This window comes from Patulibacter americanus DSM 16676 (genome assembly GCF_000420025.1).
Classification (GTDB): Bacteria; Actinomycetota; Thermoleophilia; order Solirubrobacterales; family Solirubrobacteraceae; genus Patulibacter; species Patulibacter americanus.
Genome location: NZ_ATUD01000001.1, coordinates 195798 through 220636 on the forward strand (window position 1 = coordinate 195798; position 24839 = coordinate 220636).

The following is a 24839-nucleotide window of genomic DNA, read 5'->3' on the forward strand; positions in this document are numbered from 1 at the left end:
ATGGCCGAGCGGATCAAGGGCCGGGTCACGCTGGACGCGGGGCGGGTGGTCGACGCCGCGGTGGCCGTAGCCGACGCGGACGGGTTCGACGCGGTCTCGCTGTCGGGCGTCGCGGCGGCGCTCGGCGTCCGCACGCCATCCCTCTACCACCACGTCGACGGGCTGGGCGGGCTCCGCCGCGGGATCGCGCTGCGGGGGATCGAGGGACTCGGCACGGCGTTGCGGGACGCCACGATCGGCCGCTCGGGGGCCGATGCGCTCACGGCCTTCGCCGACGCCTACCGCGACTACGCCGCCCGGCACCCCGGGTCCTACGCCGCCGCCCAACGCACCGACCTGGTGGACGACGGCGAGCTGCACGCCGCCGTGGACCGTGGCCTGCAGGTGCTCCGCGCCGTGGTGCGCCCCTGGGAGGAGGACGAGGAGCGGCAGGTCCACCTCGTCCGCACCGTCCGCAGCGCCCTGCACGGGTTCGTGATGCTCGAGGCCGGCCACGGGTTCGGCATGCCGGCGTCGCGCGACGAGTCCTTCGCGCTCCTCGTGCGCCTGCAGGTCGCGGCGCTCGACGCCTACGCGGCGGCGGGCGGAGCCTGAGGGCGACCCGTCACTTCCGCGCCACCGTCCGCACGCCGCCCTCCGGCGTCCACACCGTCACCACGATGCCGTCGCGGGCGTCGTTCAACCGGACCGTCGACACCTCGCGCAGGTCGAGGCGGAAGACGTGCGCCGGACCGGGCGGGCCGTCAGGGCCCACGACGCGGGCCACCGTTTCGGGGTCCTCGACCTCGACAGCGACGCCCGCGAGCTTGGCGTCGCCCGTCCACCCGCCGGCACCGCCGTCCGGCGCCGGGTCGTCCGAGCCGCTGTGGAGGGCGAAGCGCGGGTCGCGGCGCAGGTCGAGGGCCTTGCGCGCCTGCCACATCGAGCCGATCCACAGGTCGTCCTCCCGCCACGCCGTCTCCGTGCCGGAGATGCGCGGGGCGCCGTCGCGGCGCAGGGTCGCGAGGGTCTTGTGGACGTGGGCGTCGAGGCGCATCCGGACCTCGGCGGCGAGCTCGGGAGCGGCGGCGGCGAAGACGGACCAGGAGGGCATGCGGCCACGGTGGCCGCCGGGCACCCCGGCGTCGAGCGGGACGTCGAAGGCGATCAAGCCGGGGTCCGACGAGGTCGAATCCGATCAACCGCGCGCCGTCGCCACGCGGCAGGATGGGCGGGTGCCCGACCGGCTGCGCGACCTGCTCGACCTCGTGGTCGGCACCCTGGACGACCCTGCCGCGGACGGCCGCGAGCTGGCGCGCCGGGCCGCGTTCTCCCGCGATCACCTCGACCGGCTGCTCAGCGCGGCGACGGGCGAGACGCCGGTGACACTGCGCCGTCGCCTGCTGCTCGAGCGCGCGGCGTGGAGTCTCCGGGCGGGCGAGGCGACCCCGACGGACGCCGCCGCGCCGGCCGGCTACGCGTCGCTCCCGGCGTTCTCGCGCGCGTTCTCCCGCGCCTACGGCGTGTCGCCCGCCTCCTTCGCGACGTCGGGGCGGCCCGTCGAGTTGTCGGCGCCGAACGGCATCCACTTCCTCGCGCCGGCGGGCTTCGTCGTGCCGGGGCGTCGGAGCGTCCCCTCGCCGGCGGGGTCCGACCTGACCGAGCGGCTCGTGCGCCACCACCTCGACCGGGTGCGCGAGCTGCTGGCGGCCGCCGCGGCCCTGCCCGCCGACGCGCTCGCGCAGCCCCTGCGCCCGGGGTTCGTGGTCGTCTGGTTCGAGGGCGAGGAGCCGTCGGCCGCGCTGATGGCGGAGCGGCTCGTGGGCACGCTCGAGGTCTGGACCGCGGCGCTCCTCGGCGAGCCGGCACCCGAGCACGGCGGCGACGACCTCGCCGCCCGCCTGGACCGCGTGGCTCCGCGGTTCGCCGCCTTCGCCCGGCGGGTGCGCGACGCGGGCGGTTGGGACGACGCGTTCGTCGACGCCCTCTGCGAGCCGCCGCAGGCGTTCACGCACGGCGGCGTCCTCGCGCACGTCGTGACCTACGGCGCCATCCGCCGCGAGGCGCTCGCCTCCGTTCTGGCCGAGCTGGGTGCGGCCGTCCCCGACACGGCGGACCCCATCCTGTGGGAGGCGGGACGACGGGGGTGACCCTCGCCGCCTTCGCTGGGCACTAGGCGTTTCGTCTCCTTCCGGGCCACGAGGCCCCCCGGCCGGGGCGCTCCACACGACAGTCCGTCTGCCTCTCAGGGGCGAGTCACGACGGCCTGACCGTCGATCCGCCCTGGGGCCTCGGGCACGCTGGAAGGGCGGTCGGGTCCGGTGTGTGCCGGTGCTCCCCGGCCTTCTCTTCCCCCTCCGCCGGAGCCCGCATGACCGACACCGTCGCCCCCTCCGCCGTCCGCACGCTGCAGCAGTACATCGGTGGCAGCTGGACCCCGTCGACCGCCACCGAGGCGATCGACGACCGTGATCCCGCGACGGGCGACCTGCTCGCCCGCGTGCCCCTCGGCACCGCCGCGGACGTCGACGCCGCCGTCGCCTCCGCCCGCAAGGCGCAGGCCGGCTGGCGCCGCACCGCGCCGCAGATCCGCGCCCGCGCCCTCTACCGCCTGCGCGACGTGCTCGACCAGCACCGGGAGGAGCTCGCGCAGCTCGTCACGCAGGACATGGGCAAGACGCTCGACGACGCGCTGGCGGAGGTCGGCCGCGGCATCGAGTCCGTCGAGGCCGCGATGGGCGCCCCGCACATGCTCAAGGGCCAGAACCTCGAAGGCATCGGCACGGGCGTCGACGTCGAGACGTTCCGCCAGCCCGTCGGCGTGGTCGCGGCGATCACGCCCTTCAACTTCCCGGCGATGATCCCGATGTGGTTCCTGCCCTTCGCGCTCGCGACGGGCAACGGGTTCGTGCTCAAGCCCTCGGAGCAGGTTCCCCTGACCTCGGAGCGCTACGTCGAGCTCATCGAGGGCATCGAGGAGATCCCGAAGGGCCTCGTCAACATCGTCCACGGCGCCCACGACGTGGTCAACGCGATCCTCGACCACCCCGGGATCGACGCCGTCTCCTTCGTCGGCTCCGCCTCGACCGCCCGCTACGTCGCGACCCGCGCGACCGAGAACGGCAAGCGCGTCCAGGCCCTCGGCGGCGCGAAGAACGCGTTCATCGTCCTCCCCGACGCCGACCCGGCGACGGTGTCCAGCGGCGTCTGCGGCTCCGCCTTCGGCGCGGCCGGCCAGCGCTGCATGGCGGGCTCCGTGCTCGTCCTCGCCGGCACGCCGGAGCAGCAGGACGCGGCCCTGGAGCGCATCGTCGCCGCCGCCGCCGAGCTCACGAGCGGTCCCGGCAACGACCCGACCACCGACGTCTGCCCCGTGATCTCCTCCGACGCCCGCACGCGGCTCGTGGGCGACATCGAGGCCGCCGAGCAGGACGGTCTGAAGATCGTCCTCGACGGCCGGAAGGCCGACGCCGGCCAGGGCGGGGCGAACCTCGGCCCGACGATCATCGACGGCGTCCCGCAGGACCACCGCGTCGCGACGGAGGAGCTCTTCGGCCCGATCCTCGCGGTCGTCCGCGTCGCCGACCTCGACGAGGCGCTGCAGTTCACGAACGCCTCCCGCTACGGCAACTCGACGATCCTCTTCACCGAGTCCGGCGGCGCCGCGCGCGAGTTCCGCTACTCGGCCGAGAGCGGCATGCTCGGCGTGAACGTGGGCGTCGCCGCCCCGATCGCCTGGATGCCGTTCGGCGGCTGGAAGGACTCCATCGACGCCGACCTGCACGCCAACGGCGACGACGGCTTCCGCTTCTACACCCGCAACAAGGTCGTGACGACGCGGTGGGCCTCGAAGTCCGCCGCGCCCACGGCCGGCGGCATGCGCTTCTAAGGAGACCACGATGGCCACCACCCTGAACAACGACCACGCGGACCTGCAGCGCTCCGCCCGGGAGCACCTGCTCCTGCACTTCACGAAGCTCGCCGCCGCCTACGGCGACGCTCCGGGCGACCAGGAGGAGCAGGACGGCATCGGCGGCCCGGCCGCCGGGACCGCCACGGACGAGCTGCTCGTGCTCGAGCGCGGCGAGGGCTCCTACGTCTTCGACACCACCGGCAAGCGCCACATCGACGCGCTGTCGAGCCTGTACTGCTCGCAGATCGGCTACTCCTACGGCGAGGAGTTCACCGCCGCGATCGCCGGCCAGCTCGCGACGCTCCCGTTCAACACGAACTGGAACACCGCGCACCCCGCCGCGATCCGCCTGGCCGAGGCGCTCGCCGAGCGCGCCCCGGGCGACCTCAACCACGTCTTCTTCACGAACGGCGGCTCGGAGTCCGTCGAGTCGATGTGGAAGATGGCCTGCGAGTACTTCCGCTCGATCGGCCAGCCCGAGCGCACGAAGGCGATCGCCCGCAAGAACGCGTACCACGGCGTGACCCTCGGAGCCCTGTCGTTCACGGGCGTCCCGGGCTACAAGGACGGCTTCGGCACCCCGCCGATCGACGTCACGCACGTCTCGAACACGAACGCCTTCCGCGGCATGGAGGCCGGCGAGGACGAGGCCGCGTTCTGCGCCCGTCTGCTCGACGAGGTCCGCGACGCGATCGCCGCCGCGGGCCCCGGCGAGACCGCCGTGATCATCGCCGAGCCCGTCCAGAACGCCGGCGGCTGCATCACGCCCCCCGCCGGCTACTGGAAGGGCCTGCGCGAGATCTGCGACGAGCACGGCATCCTGCTCGTCGCCGACTCCGTCATCTGCGGCTTCGGCCGGATGGGCAACTGGCTCGGCATCGAGCAGGAGGACGTCGTCCCGGACATGGTCACGACGGCGAAGGGCATCACCTCCGCCTACGTTCCCGGCGGCGCCGTCTTCGTCTCGGACAAGATCGCCGACGGCCTCTTCGGCTCGATGACGCCGCTGCGCCACGGCATCACCTTCGGCGGCCACCCCGTGATGGCGGCGGTCGCCCTGAAGAACATCGAGATCTTCGAGCGCGACGGGGTGCTGCAGAACGTGCAGGCCCTGTCGCCGCACCTCGAGGCACGGATGAAGACCCTGCTGGACCTGCCGATCGTCGGCGACGTCCGCGGCAAGGGCTTCTTCTGGGCCGTCGAGCTCGTGAAGGACGCGGAGAACGCGACCTTCGACCTCGACGAGCGCAACGACCTGCTGCGGGGCTTCCTCCCCGCCGCCATGCGGGAGGCCGGGATCATCGCCCGCGCCGACGACCGCGGCGACAGCGTCGTGCAGATCGCCCCGCCGCTCATCGCGGACGAGGCGCTGCTGGACGAGATCGTCGACACCCTGCGGACCGTCCTCACGGCCGCCGGGGAGCACATGGGCCTCGCGTCCACCCCTCACACCCCCCTCACCACCACGGAGAACAGCTGATGCGCGTTGGCGTCGTCACCGAGATCAAGCCGGCCGAGAAGCGGGTCGCACTGACCCCCGCCGGAGCCCACGAGCTGGCGGACGCCGGCCACGACGTCCTCGTCCAGGCCGGCGCCGGCGTCGGCTCCGGCTTCGACGACCAGGCGTACGTCGCCGCGGGCGCCCGCATCGTCGGGGACGCCCCCACGGTCTGGGGCGAGAGCGAGCTGCTCCTGAAGGTCAAGGAGCCGATCGCCGAGGAGTACGAGCGCCTGAACAAGGACGCGACGCTCTTCACCTACCTGCACCTCGCGGCCGACCCGAAGCTGACCGACGCGCTCGTCGCCTCCGGCACCAACGCGATCGCGTACGAGACGGTCACCGGCCCCGGCGGCAAGGGCCTGCCCCTGCTCGCCCCGATGTCCGAGGTCGCGGGTCGCCTCGCCGCCCAGGCCGGCGCGTACTTCCTGCAGGATCCGTTCGGCGGACGCGGCGTGCTGATCGGCGGCGTCCCGGGCGTCGCCCCGGCGCGCGTCGTCGTCATCGGCGGCGGCGTGGTCGGCACGAACGCCGCCCGCGTCGCGGTCGGCATGGGCGCCGAGGTCACGATCCTCGAGCGCTCCATCGCCCGCCTCGCCGAGCTCGAGCTGCTGTTCGACGGCCGCGCCCGCGTGCTGATGAGCGACCCGATCACGCTCCGCGACGAGGTCTCCCACGCCGACGTCGTCGTCGGCGCCGTGCTCGTCGCCGGTGCCGCCGCGCCGAAGCTCATCACCCGCGAGATGCTCGCCGACATGCGCCCGAAGGCCGTCATCGTCGACGTCGCCATCGACCAGGGTGGTTGCGCCGAGACGTCGACCCCGACCACGCACGGCGACCCGACCTACGTCGTCGACGGCGTCCTGCACTACTGCGTCGCCAACATGCCCGGTGGCGTGCCCGCGACGTCGACCCGCGCGCTCACGAACGCGACCCTCCCGTACGTCAAGGCCCTGGCCGGCGGCATCGACCAGGCCCTCGCGGCCGACCCGGGCCTGCAGTCCGGCGTGAACGTCCGCGGCGGCGAGATCCTCGTCCCGGCCGTCGCCGAGGCGCTGGCCGCCTCGCGCTCCGCCGCCTGAGCCGAGCCCACATCGCCCGTCCCGCGCGCCGCGCGGGACGGGTCGTCGCAGACCCCACCGGAGCCCCATCCGCATGAGCACCACCGAGGTCATCACCCTCAAGAACCTCGTCGACGGCGAGCTCGTCGACGCCACCACCGGCGAGTACGAGGACGTCCTCGACCCGGCGACGGAGGAGGTCATCGCGCGCATGCCCCTGGGCGGCCCGGAGGACGTGACCCGCGCCGTCGACGCCGCCTCGCGTGCCGCCCGCGCCTGGGGCCGCACGACGCCCGGCGAGCGCGCCCTGGCGATGCTCAAGCTCGCCGACCTGCTCGACCAGAACGCGGACGAGCTGACCGACCTCGAGTCCCGCGACGCCGGCAAGCCGCGCGCCGCGGCGGCCGAGGAGGTCGCCTCGTGCTCCGACCACCTGCGGTTCTTCGCGGGCGCCGCCCGGACCCTGACGGGCCAGGCCACGGGCGAGTACACCGAGGGCTACACCTCGATGATCCGCCGCGAGCCGATCGGTGTCGTCGGCCAGATCACCCCCTGGAACTACCCGCTCGCGATGGCGATGTGGAAGATCGGCCCGGCCCTGGCCGGCGGCAACACGATCGTCCTCAAGCCGTCCGAGCTGACGCCGCTGACGACGATCCGCCTCGCCGAACTCGCCAACGAGGTGCTGCCGAAGGGCGTCCTGAACGTCATCACCGGCCACGGCGTGCCCGTCGGCTCCGGCATCGTCACCGACCCGCGCGTGCGCCTGATCTCGCTCACCGGCTCCGTCGGCACCGGCAAGAAGATCGCCGCCGCCGCGGCCGAGACGCTCGCCATCACCCACCTCGAGCTCGGCGGCAAGGCCCCCGTCGTCGTGCTGGACGACGCCGACGTCGAAAAGGTCGTCGAGGGCCTCATGGTCGGCGGCCTCTACAACGCCGGCCAGGACTGCACCGCCGCCTGCCGCATCATCGCCACCCCCGGCGTGCACGACCGGCTCGTCGCCGCGCTCGTCCCCGCGATGGAGGCCCTGAAGATCGGCGAGCCGCTGTCGGCGGACGACATCGAGCTCGGCCCCGTCATCTCCGCCGCCCAGCGCGAGCGGGTCCTCGGCTTCGTGCAGCGCGCCAAGGACGCCGGCGCCCAGGTCCTCACGGGCGGCGAGGCCGTCGGCGAGCGCGGCTACTTCGTCCAGCCGACGCTCATCGGCGGCGCCGCCCAGGACAGCGAGATCGTGCAGCGCGAGGTCTTCGGCCCGCTCATGACGATCCAGCAGGCCGCCGACGCCGAGCAGGCGCTCGAGTGGGCCAACGACACCGTCTACGGCCTCGCCGCCTCGGTCTGGACCCGCGACGTCGGCACCTCGATGCGCTTCGCCCGCGAGCTGCACTTCGGCTGCGTCTGGGTCAACGAGCACATGCCCTACATGTCCGAGATGCCCCACGGCGGCTTCGGCGAGTCCGGCCACGGCAAGGACCTCTCGGTCTACTCGCTCGAGGAGTACACGCGCATCAAGCACGTCATGGTGAATTTGACGTAACGGGGGTCGGGCCCCGGCAGGGGGCCCGGCCTGCGCTGCGGTTCGGGGTTCGCCGGTGCAGCTCCCGCTGCGGTCCGTCGACCGCGGCCGCCGGGGCCCTTCCGGGGACGCCGTCCGGTTCGGGGGTCGCCGGTGCGGCTCCCACTGCCGTCCGCCGACCGCGACCACCCGAACCCTCCCGGGCGGCCTTCCCCGTCGACCCGGGGCGTTGGCCGGCGGTCGCAGGCGGCCCGCGAAGGCGGGGCCTGTTTCCCTACCGGGTCTCGCCGATCCCCACCGTGCCGCCGCTCAGATCGCGCTCGAAGTCGTCGAGCAGCGCGAACAGGCCGACGGACTCCCACGCGCGGTTGCGGCGGCCGAGGGTGACCTGCCGCAGGACGCCGTCCCCCGCCAGCCCGTTCAGCGCGCGCTCGACCGCCGCGCGGGAGCGGCCCGTGATGCGCTCCGCCGTCCGGGCGTCGATCACCGGGGCCGAGACGAGGGCGCCCAGCAGCAGGTCCGCGGCCGAGCCGCGGCGGCCGACGGTCGCCGTCTCCCGCCACTCCTCCTGCAGGGCCACGACGCGGTCGGCCAGGCGCTTCGTGGCCAGCGCGGCCTCCTCCAGCGCGCGAGCCAGCAGGGTGATCCACGTGTCGGGCCCGTCGTCCGCGAACCGCCAGCGCGTGAGCGCCTCGACGTAGCGCCCGCGCTCGCGGGAGAGGACGAGGCTGACGGGCGGGACCACGTCGCCGGCGAGCCCGCCGCGGGCCAGGGTCATGCCGATGAGCATCCGCCCGACGCGGCCGTTGCCGTCGGGGAACGGGTGGATCGTCTCGAACTGCGCGTGCGCCACCGCGGCCTGGACGACCGGGGGCAGGTCGCCCCGCTCGAGGTAGGCGACGAGGTCGCCGATCAGTCCGGCCACGTGCCCAGGCGGCGGGGGGACGAAGTCGGCGCCGTGCGGCGTGTGCGGGTCGGGCCCGATCCAGTTCTGCCGGTCGCGGAAGACTCCGGCGTGCGCGGCCAGGCGCCGGTCGCTGCGGGCGATCGCCGCGTGCAGCCGCAGGAGGACGTCGGGTGTGAACGGCTCCTGCGTGCCCGACGCCCACGCGTAGGCGTCGCTCACCGCGTCGACAGCCTCGAGCGCGGCGGCCGCGTTCTCGTGGTGCCGGCCGGAGACGGCGACCTTCGCGATCGTGCGGTTCGACGGCACCGCGACGCCCTCCATCTGGGAGGAGGCGATCGCCTCGGACCGCAGCAGCTGGGCGGACAGGGAGCGCACCCCCACGACGTCGGCGTGCCCCTGCGCGGCGGCGACCTCGCGCTCGGCGTCGGCCACCGCGGCCGTCGTCTCGGCGCGCAGCCGCAGGTCCAGGTCGGCGAGCGGCGCCGGCACGTACGCCCGGATCGGCACGGGGCGGCGCGCGCGGCGGGGGCCGTGGGCGTCGGGGTCGGGCGTCCACAGCGCCTCGACGAGGGCGTACGTCTTCACGGGTCCAGCATATCGTCGGTTGGAGGCACAACTGCGGCTATGGCTGCTTCACGGGCCCGTCGAGGCCGTGCCGAGGCCCTAATGGCGTGCCCGCGGAAGGAGGCCGGTGATCGGACCGTCGCACGGTACGCTCGGCCCCATGGCGCTCTGGCGTGTGTGGTGGCGGTTCGGTGCGCTCCCCGCGCTGGCGGTCGTCACGCTCTTCTTCGCCCTCGCGGGCGCCGCCGCGTTGCTCCTCGACGAGGCGACCGCCGGCGTGATCGGCGGGGCGTTGTTCGCGGGCTTCGTCGCCTACTGCGTGGCACGCCCAGCCCAGGGGTGGGACGTCTTCTCGGCCGCGGCCGCGCCGAACGCCTTCACCTACATGGCCCACGAGCTCCTCGGCGCGCCGCCGTGGCTCTTCCTGGTGCTGCTGCCCATCGCGCTCGTCTGGGTGTGGTCCATCGACCGGGACGGCGACCCCGAGGGTGAGGATGGCACGCCCGTCGACGCCGCCCGCTCCGACGCCACACCGCCGGCGGCGCCGCTCTGACCACGACGAGGCGCGCCGCCCCCTCGCCCCTGGGATCCTGGGCGTGTGACCTACTCCATCGTCGCGCGAGACCTCGAGACCGGCGCCCTGGGCGTGGCGGTCCAGACGCACTGGTTCAACGTCGGCGGGCTCGTGCCGTGGGCCGAGGCCGGCGTGGGGGCCGTCGCCACCCAGGCCAACGTCGACGTCGCCTACGGGCCGCGCGGACTCGACCTGCTGCGGGAGGGGCGCTCGGCCCGAGAGGCCCTGGATCAACTCGTCGCCGCGGACCCGCACGCCGGCGTGCGGCAGGTGGCGATCGTCGACGCGCGGGGCGGCGTCGCCGTCCATACGGGCGACGCCTGCATGGCCTACGCGGGTCACGAGGCCGGAGACGGCCACACCGCGCAGGCGAACATGATGGCCACGTCCGAGGTGTGGGGCGCGATGTCGCGGGCGTTCGCCGCGTCGACGGGCCCCCTCCCCCGCCGGCTGCTCGACGCGCTCGACGCGGGCGAGGCCGCCGGCGGCGACGTCCGCGGGCGCCAGGCCGCGGCGATCCTCGTCGTCCCCGGCGAGGGTGAGCGGTGGGCCAAGACCGCCGACCTGCGGGTGGAGGACCACCCCGAGCCACTGGAGGAGCTGCGCCGCCTGGTGCTGCTGCAGGAGGCCTACCTCGAGGCCGGGGAGGGCGACCGCCTGACAGGCGAGGGCGACCACGCCGCGGCCGCCGCCGCGTACGTGCGGGCCGCCGACCTCGCGCCGCAGAACGCCGAGCTCTCGTTCTGGGCCGGCCTGGGCCTGATCGGCTCGGGCGACGAGGACGCCGGGCTGGGGCGGCTGCGCGCCGTCATCGCCGACCACGCCGGCTGGGGCGACCTGCTCGCACGTCTGACCGCGGGGGATGCGCCGGCCGCTCCGCGGGCGCGGGAGGCGCTGGGGATCGCCGCGGCCTGAGCGGCGGGGCAGGTCTCCGGGGGAGGCCGCCGGGGCAAGCGGCCGCCGGGGCAGGCCGCCGCGCGCGGCGGAACCACGCCCGTCAAGGACGAAGGTGTCTTTTGCCCGCTCCAGGCGGGCAAAAGGCATCCTCGATCCATAGGCCCCCTGCGACAGGCACCCCGCGGGCCCTCTTCCCCCGCAACCCACCCGGCCGGCGCGATTCGGCGGATCCCCGGCCCCTGGGATCATCCGCCGGGTGCGCCGCCTCCGCCCTGTCCCCGCCGCGCAGGCCGTCGCGGCCGCCGTCCTGGCCGGCCGTCTCGCGCGCGGCCGGCGCCGGCGTCCGCCGCTGGCCGCCGGCGCACCGGAGCCCGCGGGCGGAGTGACCGTCGTCGTGCCCGCGCGCGACGAGGAGGACCGGCTCGGGCCGTGCCTCGCGGGGCTGGCCGGCCGCGACGTGCTCGTCGTCGACGACCGCTCGACCGACGGCACCGCCGCCCTGGCCGCGTCGCTGGGCGCCCGCGTCCTGGCGGGCGCCCCGCTCCCGGACGGGTGGCGCGGCAAGGCGTGGGCGCTGCAGCAGGGCCTCGAGGCCGCAACGGGCGACTGGGTCGTCTTCCTCGACGCCGATACCCGGCCGGCGCCCGGGCTGATCCCGGCGGTCGTCGCGGCGGCCGAGGACTTCGATCTGCTGAGCGTGGGGCCACGGTTCCGCTGCGAGGGCCCGGCGGAGCGGCTGCTGCACCCCGCGATGGCCGTGACGCTGCCGCTGCGGTTCGGCCCGGGCGACGTGCCCGGCTGGCAGCCGCGGCCCAGCCGCGCGATCGCCAACGGGCAGTGCGTGGTCGTGCGACGGGAGCCGTTCCTCCGCGCCGGCGGGTGGGCGCGGGTGCGCGGGCACCTGACGGAGGACGTCGCCCTGGCCCGCGCCGTGCGCCGAGCCGGCGGCACGGTCGGGTTCGCGGACGGCGCGGACGTGCTCGAGGTCCGCATGTACGGCTCGGCCGCCGAGACCTGGCGCGGCTGGGGCCGCTCCCTCATGGCCCCCGACGCCACGACGCCCGCGGCGCAGGCCGGCGACGTCGCGCTCCTCTGGCTCGCGATGGCCCTGCCCCTCCCCCGGCTGCTGCTGCGCCGCGGCACCCGCCTCGACGCGCTGCTGCTGTTGATCCGCCTGGCGCTCCACGGGGCGCTCGCGCGGTCCTATCGGCCGCGCGGGCTCGCCTACTGGCTCGCGCCGCTGAGCGACGTCCCCGTCGTCGGCTGGCTCACCTGGCGCGCGCTGCGGCCGGACCGCACCTGGCGGGGCCGCACCTACGAGGAGTGACGCTCAGCCGGCCGTGACGGCGCGAAGCTCGGCGAGCGCGTCGCGCAGGACGTGATCCATCGGCGCCGTGTTGCCATCGGCCACCCAGCGCCCGAAGCCGATCCGGAAGACGGCGACCCCCGCCTCGGCGGCGAGGCCCGCTGCCGGGTCGGCGACGCCGCGGGTCCGCAGCGCCCCCGTCACGGCGCCGGCCAACGACGCCATCTTGATCAGCTCGCGCTCCTGCAGCTCCGGCGTCTCGGCCACGATCCGCTGGCGCCGGGCGGCGTACTCGCGCCGCCCCGTGAACCACTCCGCGGTCGCGTCGAGGCCCGCCGCCACCGCGTCGAGCGGCGCGGCGGCCTCCGGGGCGGCGAGCACCGCGGCGACGAAGTGCTCCTCGAGGTCCTTCGAGCCGTCGAACAGCACCTCGCGCTTGTCGGCGAAGTGGCGGAAGAACGTGCGCTTGGTCAGGCCGGCCCGCTCGGCGATGTCGGCCACCGTCGTGGCCTCGAAGCCGTGCTCGGCGTAGAGCGCCATCGCGGCCGCCTGCAGGCGGCCGCGGGCGTCTGGTTCCCATCGGCTCACGCCTCGAGTCTACGACCCGGCCTCCTGATGACACTCAGTGACATGCCTGCTACGGTGATGACACCAAGCGACATCACCTGGACCGGCGCACCCCGCGACGGCCCGGGCGCCGCCCCACCTGGAGATCCTCCATGCGCGTTCTCGTCACCGGTGCGTCCGGTCACATCGGCTCCGCCGTCGTCCCCGAGCTGCTCGGTGCGGGCCACGAGGTCGTCGGCCTCGCTCGCTCCGACCGCTCCGCCGCCGCCCTGGAGGCCGCGGGCGCCGAGGTCCTGCGGGGCGACCTCGACGACCTCGACGGGCTCGGCGCCGCGGCGGCCCGGGCCGACGGCGTCATCCACCTGGCCTTCAAGCACGAGGCGATGTTCGCCGGCGACTACGCCGGGGCGATCGACGCCGACCTGCGGGCGATCGAGGCGATCGGGGGCGCACTGGCGGGGTCGGACAAGGCGTTCGTCAACACGGCGGGCTCGCTGTCCCTGGGCCTCGCGGGCATCACCGACCGCGCGGCCACGGAGGACGATGTGCTCCAGGCCGGCCCGCGGATCGAGGCGGAGAACGCGGTGATCGCCCTGGCGGACCGTGGCGTGCGCTCCGTGGTGATCCGCCTGGCCCCGCTCGTCCACAGCACGCTCGACACCCAGGGCTTCGGCCCGACGCTCATCCGCCTGGCGCGGGAGCAGGGTGCGGCCGCGTACGTCGGCGACGGCGCCAACCGGTGGCCCGCGGTCCACACGCGCGACGCCGCGCGGCTCTACCGCCTGGCCGTGGAGTCGGCGCCCGCCGGCTCGCGGCTCCATGGCGTCGCCGACGAGGGCATCGCCTTCCGCGAGATCGCGGAGACGATCGGCCGGCAGCTCGGGCTGCCGGCGCAGAGCGTCGCCCCGGAGGAGGCCGGCGGGCGGTTCTCGTTCCTCGCCGGCTTCGCGCAGGTGGACAACCCGATGTCGAGCGCGCGAACGCAGGAGCTGACGGGCTGGAGGCCGACCCACCCGGGCCTCATCGCCGACCTCGAGGAGGGCCACTACTTCGCGGCGCCCGCCGGCGCCGAGGCCTAGCGGACCGGGAACGCCCGGACGGCCGGGTTAGCCCGCCTGCGCCCCCACCCGCCCGAGCAGGAACCGCGCGCCGATCAGGCACATGAGCCCGCCCGTGGCGATCACCGCGTCGACCGGTTCGAACGCGAGCTGGAGCGCCGGGAACCCGAAGACCGCCACGCGCGCCCCCAGCCCGAAGGACCGCGCGACCACGGCGATCGCGACGCAGGCGGCCAGCGCGATCGCCGCGGCGGGCAGGCAGAGGGCGAACGCGCCGCCCGCGAACGTCATGACGGACTTCCCCCCGCGGAACCGCGCGAAGACGGGGAAGGCGTGGCCGACCATCGCACCGGCCACGCCGACGTAGGCACCCACGAGCCCGGCGGACTCGAGCCCGCCGCCCGACCCGCCCGCCAGGTCGCCCAAGAGCCAGCCGGCACCGCCGGCGAGGGTGCCCTTCAACCCGTCGCCGACGAACGCGGGCCACGCGCGGCGGGCGCCGAGGTGCTCCAGCGCGTTCCAGGCCCCGGGGTTGCGGTCGCCGACGGCGCGCAGGTCGACCCCGTGGGCCCGGCCCACGAGCAAGGCTGCTGGAATGGACCCCAAGAGGTAGCCCACGAGGGCGGCCAGAACGAACTCCATCCGTGCTCGCATCCTTCCACCTCGTCCGCTACCGGCGGGACTCCGCGCCCGAGGGCCTCTCCCGCATGGGCCTCGACCGCCCCGAACTCGGGCGCACGGACGGGCTCGACTTCTGGCGGATGCTCGGCACCGGGAAGGGCCGGACGATGACCCTGTCGGCCGACCTGCGTCGCTGGGCGCTGTTCGCGGTGTGGCGCGACGAGGCCGCGCTCGACGCGTTCCTGGCCACCTCGCCGATCGTCGCCCGCTGGGACGCGCTGGCCGCCGAGCGCTACGACGTGCGGCTGCGCCCGCTGCGCGCCCACGGCTCGTGGGGCGGCCGCGAGCTCTTCGCCGGCGCGCGCGAGCAGGCCGATCCCGACGCGCCGATCGCCGTCCTCACGCGCGCCGCGATCCGGCCGCGCCGGCTCGTGCCGTTCTACCGCGCGATCGCCTCCCCCGCGAGCGACCTGCTCGGCCAGCCGGGGCTCCTGGCGTCGGTCGGCGTGGGCGAGTGGCCCGTCGCCCGGCAGGCCACGTTCTCGCTGTGGCGCACGCTCGACGACGTGCAGGGCTACGCCTACCGCCGTCCGGACCACCGCGAGGTCGTCCGCCGCACCCGCGACGAGGGCTGGTACTCCGAGGAGCTCTTCGCGCGCTTCGCCCCCTACGGCGCGGCGGGCACGTGGAACGGGACGGACCCGCTGGACGCCGGGACCGGGGCCCCCGCCGGCCCGCCGTCCGCGGCCTGATGCTGGGCCTGGGGCTGCTGCGGCCCGTCCGCACGGCGCGCCGCTGCGCGGGCCGACTCGCGCTGCTCGCCGTCCTGGTCGTCGTCGGCGCGACGCTGCTCGGGGGCAAGCTCGGTCCGCTCGACGTGGGGGGCCTGACGACGGGCGCCCTCGCCGACCGTGCGCTCGACGCGGGGCGCGACGTGCTCGGTACCGAGGACCGTGGCGGGGGACGAGGCCGCGACGGCCGCGGGACGAGCGCCGACCCCGAGGGCTGCCGCCGGGTCGACCGCGTCGTGTCCGTCGGACTGTCGTCGACGCGCTACCCCGAGGTCCGGTCCCACTGGGAGGCGGCGATCGAACGCGGTCGCCCGCGGGTCCTCACCGTCCATCGAGCGGGCGCCGCCTCGCGCCGCGCGCGCCTGCTGCGGGGCATCCCGACGCGGCCGGGCCTCGACCGCGACGAGTACCCCATGGCGATGGCGCGGACGACGGTCTCGGCCGACGTGGCCTACGTCGACGCGGCGCAGAACCGCGGTTCTGGCTCCGTGCAGGGCGCCAAGCTCCGGCGGTACTGCTCGGGCCAGCGGTTCCGGGTCGTCTGGTACTGACCGCTCGCCCCGGTCGTGGGGTCGCGCCGGTGGCCCGGTCCGTTCTACGCCGCGCCGATCTCCCGCGCAACCGTCCGGCCGCTGAGCAGCACGAGCGGGAGCCCGCCGCCCGGGTGCGTGGTCCCGCCGACCCGCCACAGGCCGTCGACGCCGGGGACCGCGTTGGGCGGGCGGCGCATCGTGCCGAGCCGGCCGTGGGGGGCCAGGCCGTAGATCGCGCCGCCGACGGCGCCCGTCTCGCGCTCGAGGTCGGCCGGGGTGCGGCGGGCGCGGACGGCGATCCGCGCCGGGTCGATGGCCAGACGATCGAGGATCTGGGCCTCGTAGGCGTCGGCCTGCGCGTCCCAGTCCGGACCGCCGGCCACGCGGTGCAGCGGCGCGTTGGCGAGGACGAACAGATTCTCGCCGCCCGCGGGCGCCTCGCCGGGGTCCGTCACGGAGGACGCCGCCAGGTAGAGCGTCGGGTCCCGCACGGGACGCCGGGCGCGGAAGACGTCGTCGAACTCGGCGTCGTAGTCCGCGGGGAAGCGGATCTCGTGGTGCCGGCGGCCCGGCTCGGCGTCGCGCAGGCCCAGCATGAGGGCGAAGCCCGAGAGCGAGCGCTCGCCGCGGCCGGCGGCGTCGCCGTTGTGGACGACGACGTCGGCGGGCACGAATCCCGACGAGGTCGCCACCCCGTCGACCCGCCCGCGGCCGCGAAGCGGTCCGCGGCCCAGCGGCAGCAGACCGCCGCCGGCCAGCCGCACGCCCTCGGCGCGCACGCCCACACGCACGTCGACCTCGTGCTCCCCCAGGGCGGCCACGAGGCCCTCGACGATCCGGTAGATGCCGCCGCGCACGTGCCACGCTCCGAAGGCGTGCTCCACGTAGCCGGCGACCGCCAGCGCCGCCGGGGCGCGGCGGGGGTCGGCGCCCGCGTAGGTGGCGGCGCGCTCGGCGATCAGCCGCAGGCGCGGGTCGCGCAGCGTGGCGCGGGCCAGCGTGCGCAACGTGTGCCACGGGCGCACGCGCAGCAGGTCGCGCGGATCCGGCGGCGGCGCGCCCGGAGCGGGTTTGCGCGGAGGCCACGGCGGCGGGCCGGTCAGCACCCCGACGGAGCCGCGCCACATCGCCGCGCAGATCCCGAGGTAGCGCATCCAGTCGTCGCCGGCCCCCGGCGACCACGCTTCGAGCGCGGCGTGCGCGGTCGGGGCGTCGGCCGAGAGCTCGACGGAGGAGCCGTCCGCGAACCGGTACCGGGTGACGGGCTCGACGCGCTGCAGGTCGACGCGGTCCCCGAGCAGCTCGGTCACGAGGGAGGGAATCGTCAGGAGGGAGGGGCCGGCGTCGAAGCGGTAGCCGCCGCGGTCGATCCGCGCGCACTTGCCGCCCGCAGCCGGGCCCTGCTCGAGGACGGTGACCGCGTGCCCCGCGCGGGCCAGGTGCAGCGCGCAGGCGAGCCCGCCGACCCCCGCGCCCACGACGACGACGCGGCTCACGCGGCCATCCGCCGCCGGGCCACGAGGGCGGGAACCGCGATCGCGCCCATCGCCGTGCCCCCCGCGACGGCGACGACGGGCTTGTTCCAGATCGCGGCGTGGGCGAAGGTCTCGCCGATCCAGGTCCAGGCGTAGAGCGCGAGCGCCCCGTCGTCGGCGGGCCCCGCGTCCTCGTCGTCCAGCAGGGACCAGACCGCGAAGACCGCGGTCGAGGTCACGAACCAGCCCGCGAAGTTCGTCGCCGGGATGCCCTCGTAGCGTCCGCCGCCCGGCCACGACCAGTAGCCGTCGCGGGCCATGCGGGGATCGAGGAAGACGTCCCACGCCGTGAGCGCGCCCGCGGCGAGCAGGACGCGACGCAGGCGATGCCGCCCCGCGACGAGGCCGGCGACCGTCCACGACGGGCGGGCCATCATGGCCCAGGCCGCCGAGGCCGCCACGGGGACGCCCGCGACGCGGGGACCGAGCTGCCCGGAGTAGCTGTAGTGCCCGAACGGCTTGCCCGTGGACACGCCGACGAGCTCCGCGGCGAAGCCCAGCGCGCCCGCACTGCCGACGAGGGCGGCGCCACGCCCGCGGCCGCGCGAGGCCATCGCCTCGGCCGTCGAGGTGGTGAGCATGAGGCCGACGATCCCGCGGGTGGCGGGGATCAGCCGGTGCGCGGGCAGGCGCGAGTAGGCGACCTGCGAGGCGACGAGGGAGCCGAAGAGCGCCCCGAACGCCGAGACGCGGCGGCGGTCGGCCGACCGCCCACGCCGCCTCACGGGCGTCCCGCCGGCAGGCCGTGCGGGCGGCCCGGACCCGGGCGCCCACCCGACCCCGGGTTGCCGGCCGCACGCTGCGGACGGGCGAGCGCGGAGGCACCGACGACGACCTTGCGGCGGCCGGAGACGACGGCCCGGCCGGGTGACCGGCCGTAGCCGTCGCGCTCGATCTGGCGCAGGATCTCGCGGTACATCGCGGCCGCGGCGGTGATCGCGCGGCCCCCGGAACGCAGGTACGTAACGCCGACCAGGCCCTCCTCGTAGAGGGCGTCGGCGCGGGCGATCTGGTCGCGCAGGACGGGCTCCCGGCGGCCGGGCTCGAGCGATCCCAGGCGCTCGACGGTCCGGCGCGGCACGTAGACGCGGCCGTTCGCGCCGTCCTCGTCGATGTCGCGCAGGACGTTCGTGCGCTGCATCGCCTTGCCGAGCGCAGCCGCCGCGGGCAGCGCGCGCTCGTCGTCCGTGGTGCCGAGCACGCGGGCCATCACGATGCCGACGGTGCCGGCGACCCGGTAGCAGTAGCGGTCGAGGTCCTCCTCCGTCTCCACCCGGCGGCCGTCCAGGTCGTCGCGCATGCCGGCGCAGAAGTCGGCGAGCGCCTCGCGCGGGATGGGGTGTCGCGTCGCGAGGTCGGCGAGGATCGTGGCCTCGCGCCCCCGTGGCGCCCCTCCCGCGCACCACGCCTCGACGGCGGCGAGCCGCTCGGGCGCATCCGCATGGCCGTCGTCGACGGCGTCGTCGAGGTTGCGGAAGACGAGGTACAGCAGGTAGACGTCGTCGCGCACGGCCCGCGGCAGCAGTCGGCACGCGAGCGCGAACGTCCGCGCCACGCGGCGGGTGGTGGCCCGAGCCTCGGGCAGCTCGCTGGCGCGCACGCTTACCACCGTATCCACCACCGGGCGCTACACCCCCACCCGTCGGGGGGCGGGATGGTCGGCGGCGATCAGACCGCTCGTGACCTCGGCGCCGAGGAGCACGCCCGGGATGCCGGCCCCCGGGTGCGTTCCGCCGCCGACGTAGTAGAGGTTGTTGAAGCCGCGGTCGCGGTTGGGCTGGCGGAACCAGGCCGACTGATGCAGCGTCGGCTCCACGGCGAACGCGTTGCCGTACGCCGCGCCGAGGTCACGCTCGAAGTCCAGCGGGGTCATCCGGTGCTCGACGCGGACGCTGGCGTCGAGGCCGTCCAGCCCGAACGTCCTCTCCATGTCGGCGACGAGCGCGTCGCGCAGCCCGTCGGCCTGGTGCTCCCAGTCGATCTTGGCACCCGTGCGCAGGTTGGGCACCGGCAGCAGCACGGCGATCGAGTCCCCGCCCTCGGGCGCCATCCCCGCCTCCGTCCGCGCCGGGGCATGGACGTAGGTCGAGTAGGTCGAGGGCAGGTCGCCCCCGCGGGTGACGTCGTGGATGAACTTCTTGTAGCCGTCGCCCACCAGCAGCGTGTGGTGGTGCAGCCGGTCGAAGACGCGGTCCGTGCCGAGGTACAGCAGGAAGCACGACATCGTCGGCACGAGCTTGCGCAGCGGCGGCTTGCGGCCCACGAGCTCGTGCGTCTTGAGCACGTCGCCGTTGGAGATCACGACGTCGGCCTTGATCCGCTCGCCGCCCTCCAGCACGACGCCCGTGACGCGGTCGCCGGAGTGCTCGATCCGGGTGACGTGCTCGCCGCAGCGGACGTCGAGCGTGCGGGCCATCGCCTCGATCAGCGCGTAGACGCCGCCGTCGGCGTACCAGACGTCGTCGAGGAACTGCAGGTAGACGAGCGCCCCGTAGATCGCCGGCACGCGGAACGGATCCCCGCCGATGAACAGCGAGTGGAACGAGAACGCCTCGCGGATCCGCGGGTGCTCGAAGTACTTGGCGACCATCCGCCACAGGGGGACCGCGGCGCCCATCCCGACCATCTTGGGCACGAACTTCGCCAGGTCGAGCGGGCTGAGGAACGGGCGCCGGCCCGCCCCGACGATGCCGTCCTCGTAGATCGGGCGCAGCGCCTCCATGAACGGGTCGAAGTTCGCGGCGTCCTTCGTGGAGAACTTCGCGATCTCCGCCTTCATCCGCTCGCGGTCCGACACGAAGTCGAGGTGGTTCTCCTCCCCACCCCAGAAGATCCGGTAGAAGGGATCGAGCTTGCGCAGGGACACCTCGGAGTGCAGGTCGAGTCCCGCGGCCGCGAACGTGTCCTCCAGCACCCAGGGCATCGTGATCAGCGACGGGCCCGTGTCCCACGTGAAGCCCTGGTCCTGCAGCTGGTAGGCGCGACCCCCCGGGCGGTCGCGGCCCTCGAGCACGACCACGTCGTGGCCGGCGCCCTGGAGCCGCAGCGCGGCACCCAGACCGCCGAGACCGGCACCGATGATCGCGATCCTCATGACGTCCCTGTACCCAAGCGGTATGCCCTCCGAATCCGCGGGTATCGGGCGCGGGCGCCCGTCGACCCGCTCGACCACTGCATCGACGCGACGAACTGCCGACCTTTTCGCGTCAGGACACGACGCATCCGCGCTGGCGCTCCGCCGCAACTGATGCGAGTATCAGTTGCATGAGCACCACCCCGATGCCCTCCCACGCCGGGGCCGCCGAGCTCCGCAAGTCGGCCCAGGACCACCTGTGGCTGCACTTCACCCAGATGGCCGACTTCAACGAGCGGCCGCTCCCCGTCATCGTCTCGGGCGACGGCTGCCACCTGACCGACGTCGAGGGCCGCCGCTACCTCGACGGCCTGGCCGGCCTCTTCGCCGTCCAGATCGGCTACTCGCACGGCGCCGAGATCGGCGAGGCCGCTGCGGCGCAGATGCGCGAGCTGCCGTTCTACACGAACTGGAACTACGCCCACCCGCGCGCGATCGAGCTCGCGGAGAAGGTCGCGTCGCTGGCGCCCGAGAACCTCAACCGCGTGTTCTTCACCTCCGGCGGCGCCGAGTCCGTCGAGTCCGCGTGGAAGATCGCGCGCCAGTACCACGCCCTGCGCGGCGAGCGGCGCTGGAAGGCCATCGGCCGCGACGTCGCCTACCACGGCACCACGATGGGCGCCCTGTCCATCACGGGCGTCGAGTCCATCCGTTCCCCCTTCGAGCCGCTCGTGCCGCAGGTCGGCCACGTCCGCAACACGGACCGCTTCCACCGCCCCGAGGGCGAGACCGAGGAGCAGTTCACCGCCCTGCTGCTCGAGGACATGGAGCACCGGATCCTCTCCGAGGGCCCCGAGACCATCGCCATGGTCATCCTCGAGCCCGTCCAGAACTCGGGTGGTGCGTTCACGCCCCCGAAGGGCTACTTCCAGGGCGTCCGCGCGCTCTGCGACGAGTACGGGATCCTGCTCTGCGCCGACGAGGTCATCTGCGGCTTCGGGCGCCTGGGCAACTGGTTCGGCTCGGAGAAGTACGACATCCAGCCCGACCTCCTGACCTCGGCGAAGGGCCTGTCCTCGGCCTACGCCTCGATCGGCGCGCTGCTGATCTCGGACAAGGTCGCCGAGCCGTTCATGGAGGCCGACGTGATGTTCAAGCACGGCATCACCTTCGGCGGCCACCCGGTCCAGGCCGCGATCGCGCTGAAGAACATCGAGATCATGGAGCGCCTCGACGTCGTCGGGCACGTGCACCGCGAGCAGGACCAGTTCCGCAAGACGCTCGAGCCGCTGCTCGACATCCCGATCGTCGGCGACCTCCGCGGCACGGGCTTCTTCTACGCGCTCGAGCTCGTGAAGGACAAGGACACGAAGCAGGGCTTCTCGGGCGAGGAGGGCAAGGATCTGCTCCAGAACTTCCTCTCCGACCGCCTCTTCGACGCCGGCCTGATCTGCCGCGCCGACGACCGCGGCGAGCCGGTCATCCAGGTCTCCCCGCCGCTCGTCGCCGACCAGGCCATCTTCGACGAGATGACGGGGATCCTCGGCGAGGTCCTGACCGAGGCCACCGAGCGCGTGCACAGCTCGACGTCCTCGACCGCGGGCCACGACGTCCGCGCCGGCACCGTCTCCGCGCTGGGCTAGAGCCCACCCGAAGCACCCCGAGTCACCCGCCGCCCGCGCATCCCGCGGGCGGCGACCGTTCAGGCCCCCGCCGGCGGGTTCTTGCGCAGCTCGAACTTGGCGATCGTGCGCTTGTGGACCTCGTCCGGGCCGTCCGCCAGGCGCAGGGTCCGCTGGTGGGCCCACATCATCGCCAGGGGGAAGTCGTCCGAGACGCCCCCGCCACCGTGGACCTGGATCGCCCGGTCGATGATCTTCAGCGCGACCTGCGGGGCCGCGACCTTGATCGCCGCGATCTCCGTACGAGCGTGCTTGTTGCCCACGGTGTCCATGAGCCACGCCGTCTTCATCGCCAGCAGGCGGATCATCTCGATCTCGATCCGGCCCTCCGCGATCCAGTCCTGCACGTTGGCGTTGTCCGCGACCGGCTTCCCGAAGGTCACCCGCTCCTGCGCGCGGCGGCAGAGCAGCTCGAGCGCACGCTCGGCCGCGCCGATGGAGCGCATGCAGTGGTGGATGCGGCCCGGACCGAGCCGCGCCTGGGCAATCGCGAAGCCCTCCCCCTCGCCCTTCAGGATCGCCGAGGCGGGCACGCGGACGTCGTCGAAGCGCACCTCGGCGTGGCCCTCACGGTCCTGGTAGCCGAAGACGGGCAGGCCGCGGACGACGGTGATGCCGGGGGTGTCCATCGGCACCACCAGCATGCTCTGCTGCTTGTGCGGCGCGGCGTCGGGGGCGGTCTTGCCCATGACGATCATCACCTGGCAGTTCTGGTGCAGCGCGTTGCTCGTCCACCACTTGCGGCCGTTGAGCACGTACTCGTCGCCGTCGCGCTCGATCCGCATCGCGATGTTCGTGGCGTCGGACGAGGCCACATCGGGCTCCGTCATCGCGAACGCGGAGCGAACCTCGCCGAGCAGCAGCGGCGTGAGCCAGCGCTCGCGGTGCTCCTCGGTGCCGAAGAGCTCGAGGACCTCCATGTTGCCGGTGTCCGGGGCGTTGCAGTTGAAGACCTCGGGCGCGAAGTGGACGCGGCCCATGATCTCGGCCAGCGGCGCGTACTCGCCGTTGCTCAGGCCCGGGCCCCACTCCGTGTCGTGCGGGTGGAAGAGGTTCCACAGCCCCGCGGCCTTGGCCTCGGCCTTCAGCTCCTCGAGGATCGCGGGCTGGTGGTGCGGATCGCCCGCCGCGTGCATCTGCTCGTCGTAGACGCGCTCGGCGGGGTAGACCCGCTCGTCCATGAACGCCTGCAGCCGCTCCTGGTACTCGACGGAGCGGGCGGTCGGTGCGAAGTCCATGGCCCGACGCTATCGCCCACGCCCCGCCACCGGGGCAAGCGGCGCCTCAGCGCCCCTTCCAGACCGGCTCCCGCTTCTCCTTGAACGCCCGGGCACCCTCGCGCGCGTCCTCCGACATCAGGACGGGGCCAGCGATGGGGCCCTGCTGCTCCCAGAACTCGTCCTCCGCCCAGTCGCCCTGCGCCTGGAGGATCCGCTTGCTCGCCGCCACGCCGAGGGGGCCGTTGCCGGCGATGCGCTCCGCCAGCGCGAGGGCCGCGTCGAGCGCCTCGCCCGGCTCCGTCACGCGGTTGACGAGCCCCACCTCGTAGCCCCGCTCCGCCGTGATCGGGTCGCCCGTGAGCGCCATCTCCATCGCCACGCCCATGGGGATCCGCTCCGGCAGCCGTCGCAACGCGCCGCCCGCCGCGACCAAGGAGCGCTTGACCTCGGGGATGCCGAGCTTCGCGTCGCGCGCCGCCACGAGCAGGTCGGCGCAGAGCGCGATCTCGAGCCCGCCCGCCACGGCGAACCCCTCGACGGCCGCGATCACCGGCTTGGCGGGCCGCTGCTGCGCCATCCCGGCGAACCCGCGCTCGGGGTCGAACGGCAGCTCGCCCTGGGCAAAGGCCGCCAGGTCCATCCCGGCGCAGAAGCCCTTCCCCGCCCCCGTCAGCACGCCGAGCGTCAGCCCGTCGTCGCCCTCGAGTTCGCGGATCGCGGCGCCGATGCCGTCGGACATCGCCTTGTTGACGGCGTTGCGCTGGTCCGGGCGGTTCATCGTGATGACGAGCACCGCGCCGCGGCGATCGACGAGGACGGGGTCTTCGGCGGTCATGGGCGCAGCGTAGACCGACGGTAGGGTGACGTCATGCGCGAGGTCGCCGTGGACGTCTTCCACCTCCCACTCGCCCCCCGTTCGGCCGTCAACGCCTACCTCGTGGGCCCCGTGCTCGTCGACGCCGGCTTCGCCTGGCAGGGGTCGCGGGTGCTCTCGGCCGTGCGCGGGCGGGTCGTGACGGAGCACGTCATCACCCACGCGCACGTCGACCACGCCGGCGGGACCCGCAAGGTCGTCGACGCGCTGCGCGTGCCCGTCCGGGCCGGCGCCCGCGACCTGCCCGACCTGCACTCCGGGGACGTCGCCATGGAGGTCCCCAAGGCGCTGCGCCGGGCGAGCAAGACGTACGCGTCGTTCGACGCCGTCCCCGAGGCCGCCGCGCTGACCGTCGGCGAGGAGGTCGGCCCCGGCTTCGTCGTCCTCGACACCCCGGGGCACAGCGCGGGCCACATCAGCCTCTGGCGCGAGGACGACGGCGTGCTGATCTGCGGCGACGTCATCAACAGCATGAGCCTGGCCACCACCCGGCCCGGCCTGCAGGAGCCGCCGAAGATGTTCACGCCCGACCCGGTGGAGAACCGCCGGTCCATCCGCCGCATCGCCGACCTGGAACCGCGCCTCGTACTCGTAGGCCACGGACCGCCCGTGACCAACGCGGCGTCCAAGCTGCGGACGCTCGCCGGGCGGCTGCCGCAGGACTGAG

Annotated in this window: 24 protein-coding genes; 14 read left to right on the forward strand and 10 right to left on the reverse strand. The window is 74.6% G+C overall.

Features of this window, described 5'->3' with window-relative positions; genetic code table 11:
• On the forward strand, positions 1-594 hold the full coding sequence (locus F593_RS21370) for a TetR-like C-terminal domain-containing protein (protein WP_022926886.1): 594 nt from the start codon (positions 1-3) through the stop codon (positions 592-594).
• A 10-nt stretch (positions 595-604) separates the two neighbouring features.
• Here the strand turns inward: F593_RS21370 and F593_RS0100935 are convergent, their stop codons facing one another.
• Positions 605-1093, reverse strand: coding sequence for a pyridoxamine 5'-phosphate oxidase family protein (locus F593_RS0100935; RefSeq protein WP_028721328.1), 489 nt, complete (start codon positions 1091-1093; stop codon positions 605-607).
• A 121-nt stretch (positions 1094-1214) separates the two neighbouring features.
• Here F593_RS0100935 and F593_RS21375 point away from each other — a divergent pair, with 121 nt between their 5' ends.
• From F593_RS21375 to F593_RS0100960, 5 genes are all read left to right on the forward strand, one after another.
• Positions 1215-2129 carry a helix-turn-helix domain-containing protein gene (locus tag F593_RS21375; protein ID WP_022926888.1) on the forward strand — a complete coding sequence of 305 codons (915 nt, stop codon included), beginning with the start codon at positions 1215-1217 and terminating at the stop codon, positions 2127-2129.
• A gap of 221 nt (positions 2130-2350) precedes the next feature.
• A complete protein-coding gene (mmsA, locus tag F593_RS21380) occupies positions 2351-3868 on the forward strand; it encodes a CoA-acylating methylmalonate-semialdehyde dehydrogenase (RefSeq protein ID WP_022926889.1) in 1518 nt (505 codons plus the stop codon).
• Positions 3869-3878: 10 nt separating this feature from the next.
• Positions 3879-5372, forward strand: a complete 1494-nt coding sequence (locus F593_RS21385; protein ID WP_022926890.1) for an aminotransferase class III-fold pyridoxal phosphate-dependent enzyme — start codon at positions 3879-3881, stop codon at positions 5370-5372.
• Positions 5372-6472, forward strand: a complete 1101-nt coding sequence (gene ald, locus F593_RS0100955) for an alanine dehydrogenase (RefSeq protein ID WP_022926891.1) — start codon at positions 5372-5374, stop codon at positions 6470-6472. The genes F593_RS21385 and ald overlap by 1 nt, the downstream gene beginning before the upstream one ends.
• A gap of 73 nt (positions 6473-6545) precedes the next feature.
• Positions 6546-7991, forward strand: coding sequence for a gamma-aminobutyraldehyde dehydrogenase (locus tag F593_RS0100960; RefSeq protein WP_022926892.1), 1446 nt, complete (start codon positions 6546-6548; stop codon positions 7989-7991).
• 253 nt (positions 7992-8244) lie between these two features.
• Here F593_RS0100960 and F593_RS0100965 read toward each other — a convergent pair whose 3' ends face one another.
• On the reverse strand, positions 8245-9462 hold the full coding sequence (locus F593_RS0100965) for a Fic family protein (RefSeq protein ID WP_022926893.1): 1218 nt from the start codon (positions 9460-9462) through the stop codon (positions 8245-8247).
• Between the two features lie 139 nt (positions 9463-9601).
• On the opposite strand from F593_RS0100965, the gene F593_RS0100970 reads away from it, so the two are divergent.
• The 3 genes from F593_RS0100970 (at position 9602) to F593_RS21395 (ending at position 12239) form a co-directional block, all read left to right on the forward strand.
• Positions 9602-9994 (forward strand): hypothetical protein, encoded by a 393-nt coding sequence (locus F593_RS0100970; RefSeq protein WP_022926894.1) that lies wholly within the window; start codon positions 9602-9604, stop codon positions 9992-9994.
• A gap of 45 nt (positions 9995-10039) precedes the next feature.
• Positions 10040-10930 (forward strand): DUF1028 domain-containing protein, encoded by an 891-nt coding sequence (locus F593_RS21390; RefSeq protein ID WP_022926895.1) that lies wholly within the window; start codon positions 10040-10042, stop codon positions 10928-10930.
• Positions 10931-11168: 238 nt separating this feature from the next.
• Complete coding sequence (locus tag F593_RS21395; protein WP_022926896.1) at positions 11169-12239, forward strand: glycosyltransferase family 2 protein; 1071 nt, start codon at positions 11169-11171, stop codon at positions 12237-12239.
• Between the two features lie 3 nt (positions 12240-12242).
• Here F593_RS21395 and F593_RS0100985 read toward each other — a convergent pair whose 3' ends face one another.
• Positions 12243-12806: a TetR/AcrR family transcriptional regulator gene (locus F593_RS0100985; RefSeq protein ID WP_022926897.1), complete on the reverse strand. Its 564-nt coding sequence runs from the start codon at positions 12804-12806 to the stop codon at positions 12243-12245.
• A gap of 131 nt (positions 12807-12937) precedes the next feature.
• Between F593_RS0100985 and F593_RS0100990 the strand changes: the two genes are divergently transcribed.
• A complete protein-coding gene (locus F593_RS0100990; protein WP_022926898.1) occupies positions 12938-13864 on the forward strand; it encodes an SDR family oxidoreductase in 927 nt (308 codons plus the stop codon).
• Between the two features lie 27 nt (positions 13865-13891).
• Here the strand turns inward: F593_RS0100990 and F593_RS0100995 are convergent, their stop codons facing one another.
• Positions 13892-14485 carry a glycerol-3-phosphate acyltransferase gene (locus tag F593_RS0100995; protein ID WP_022926899.1) on the reverse strand — a complete coding sequence of 198 codons (594 nt, stop codon included), beginning with the start codon at positions 14483-14485 and terminating at the stop codon, positions 13892-13894.
• 2 nt (positions 14486-14487) lie between these two features.
• On the opposite strand from F593_RS0100995, the gene F593_RS21400 reads away from it, so the two are divergent.
• Positions 14488-15216 (forward strand): hypothetical protein, encoded by a 729-nt coding sequence (locus F593_RS21400; RefSeq protein WP_022926900.1) that lies wholly within the window; start codon positions 14488-14490, stop codon positions 15214-15216.
• A complete protein-coding gene (locus F593_RS27535; RefSeq protein WP_157251451.1) occupies positions 15216-15806 on the forward strand; it encodes a hypothetical protein in 591 nt (196 codons plus the stop codon). The genes F593_RS21400 and F593_RS27535 overlap by 1 nt, the downstream gene beginning before the upstream one ends.
• A gap of 44 nt (positions 15807-15850) precedes the next feature.
• On the opposite strand, the gene F593_RS0101010 is transcribed toward F593_RS27535, so the two are convergent.
• The 4 genes from F593_RS0101010 to crtI are packed head-to-tail and all read right to left on the reverse strand — an operon-like array spanning position 15851 to position 20417.
• A complete protein-coding gene (locus tag F593_RS0101010; RefSeq protein ID WP_022926902.1) occupies positions 15851-17284 on the reverse strand; it encodes a phytoene desaturase family protein in 1434 nt (477 codons plus the stop codon).
• Entirely contained in the window at positions 17281-18048 is a 768-nt protein-coding gene (locus tag F593_RS21410; protein ID WP_022926903.1) for a carotenoid biosynthesis protein, read from the reverse strand. Before F593_RS21410 ends, F593_RS0101010 begins: the two co-directional genes overlap by 4 nt.
• On the reverse strand, positions 18045-18923 hold the full coding sequence (locus F593_RS27540) for a phytoene/squalene synthase family protein (protein ID WP_022926904.1): 879 nt from the start codon (positions 18921-18923) through the stop codon (positions 18045-18047). Before F593_RS27540 ends, F593_RS21410 begins: the two co-directional genes overlap by 4 nt.
• Before the next feature lie 27 nt (positions 18924-18950).
• Positions 18951-20417, reverse strand: coding sequence for a phytoene desaturase family protein (gene crtI / locus F593_RS0101025; RefSeq protein WP_022926905.1), 1467 nt, complete (start codon positions 20415-20417; stop codon positions 18951-18953).
• Positions 20418-20587: 170 nt separating this feature from the next.
• Here crtI and F593_RS21420 point away from each other — a divergent pair, with 170 nt between their 5' ends.
• Positions 20588-22039, forward strand: a complete 1452-nt coding sequence (locus F593_RS21420) for an aspartate aminotransferase family protein (RefSeq protein WP_084629216.1) — start codon at positions 20588-20590, stop codon at positions 22037-22039.
• Between the two features lie 59 nt (positions 22040-22098).
• Here F593_RS21420 and F593_RS0101035 read toward each other — a convergent pair whose 3' ends face one another.
• On the reverse strand, positions 22099-23316 hold the full coding sequence (locus F593_RS0101035) for an acyl-CoA dehydrogenase family protein (RefSeq protein ID WP_022926907.1): 1218 nt from the start codon (positions 23314-23316) through the stop codon (positions 22099-22101).
• 46 nt (positions 23317-23362) lie between these two features.
• Positions 23363-24133, reverse strand: coding sequence for a crotonase/enoyl-CoA hydratase family protein (locus tag F593_RS0101040; protein ID WP_022926908.1), 771 nt, complete (start codon positions 24131-24133; stop codon positions 23363-23365).
• A gap of 33 nt (positions 24134-24166) precedes the next feature.
• Between F593_RS0101040 and F593_RS0101045 the strand changes: the two genes are divergently transcribed.
• Entirely contained in the window at positions 24167-24838 is a 672-nt protein-coding gene (locus tag F593_RS0101045) for an MBL fold metallo-hydrolase (protein WP_022926909.1), read from the forward strand.
• Position 24839 lies beyond the last annotated feature (1 nt).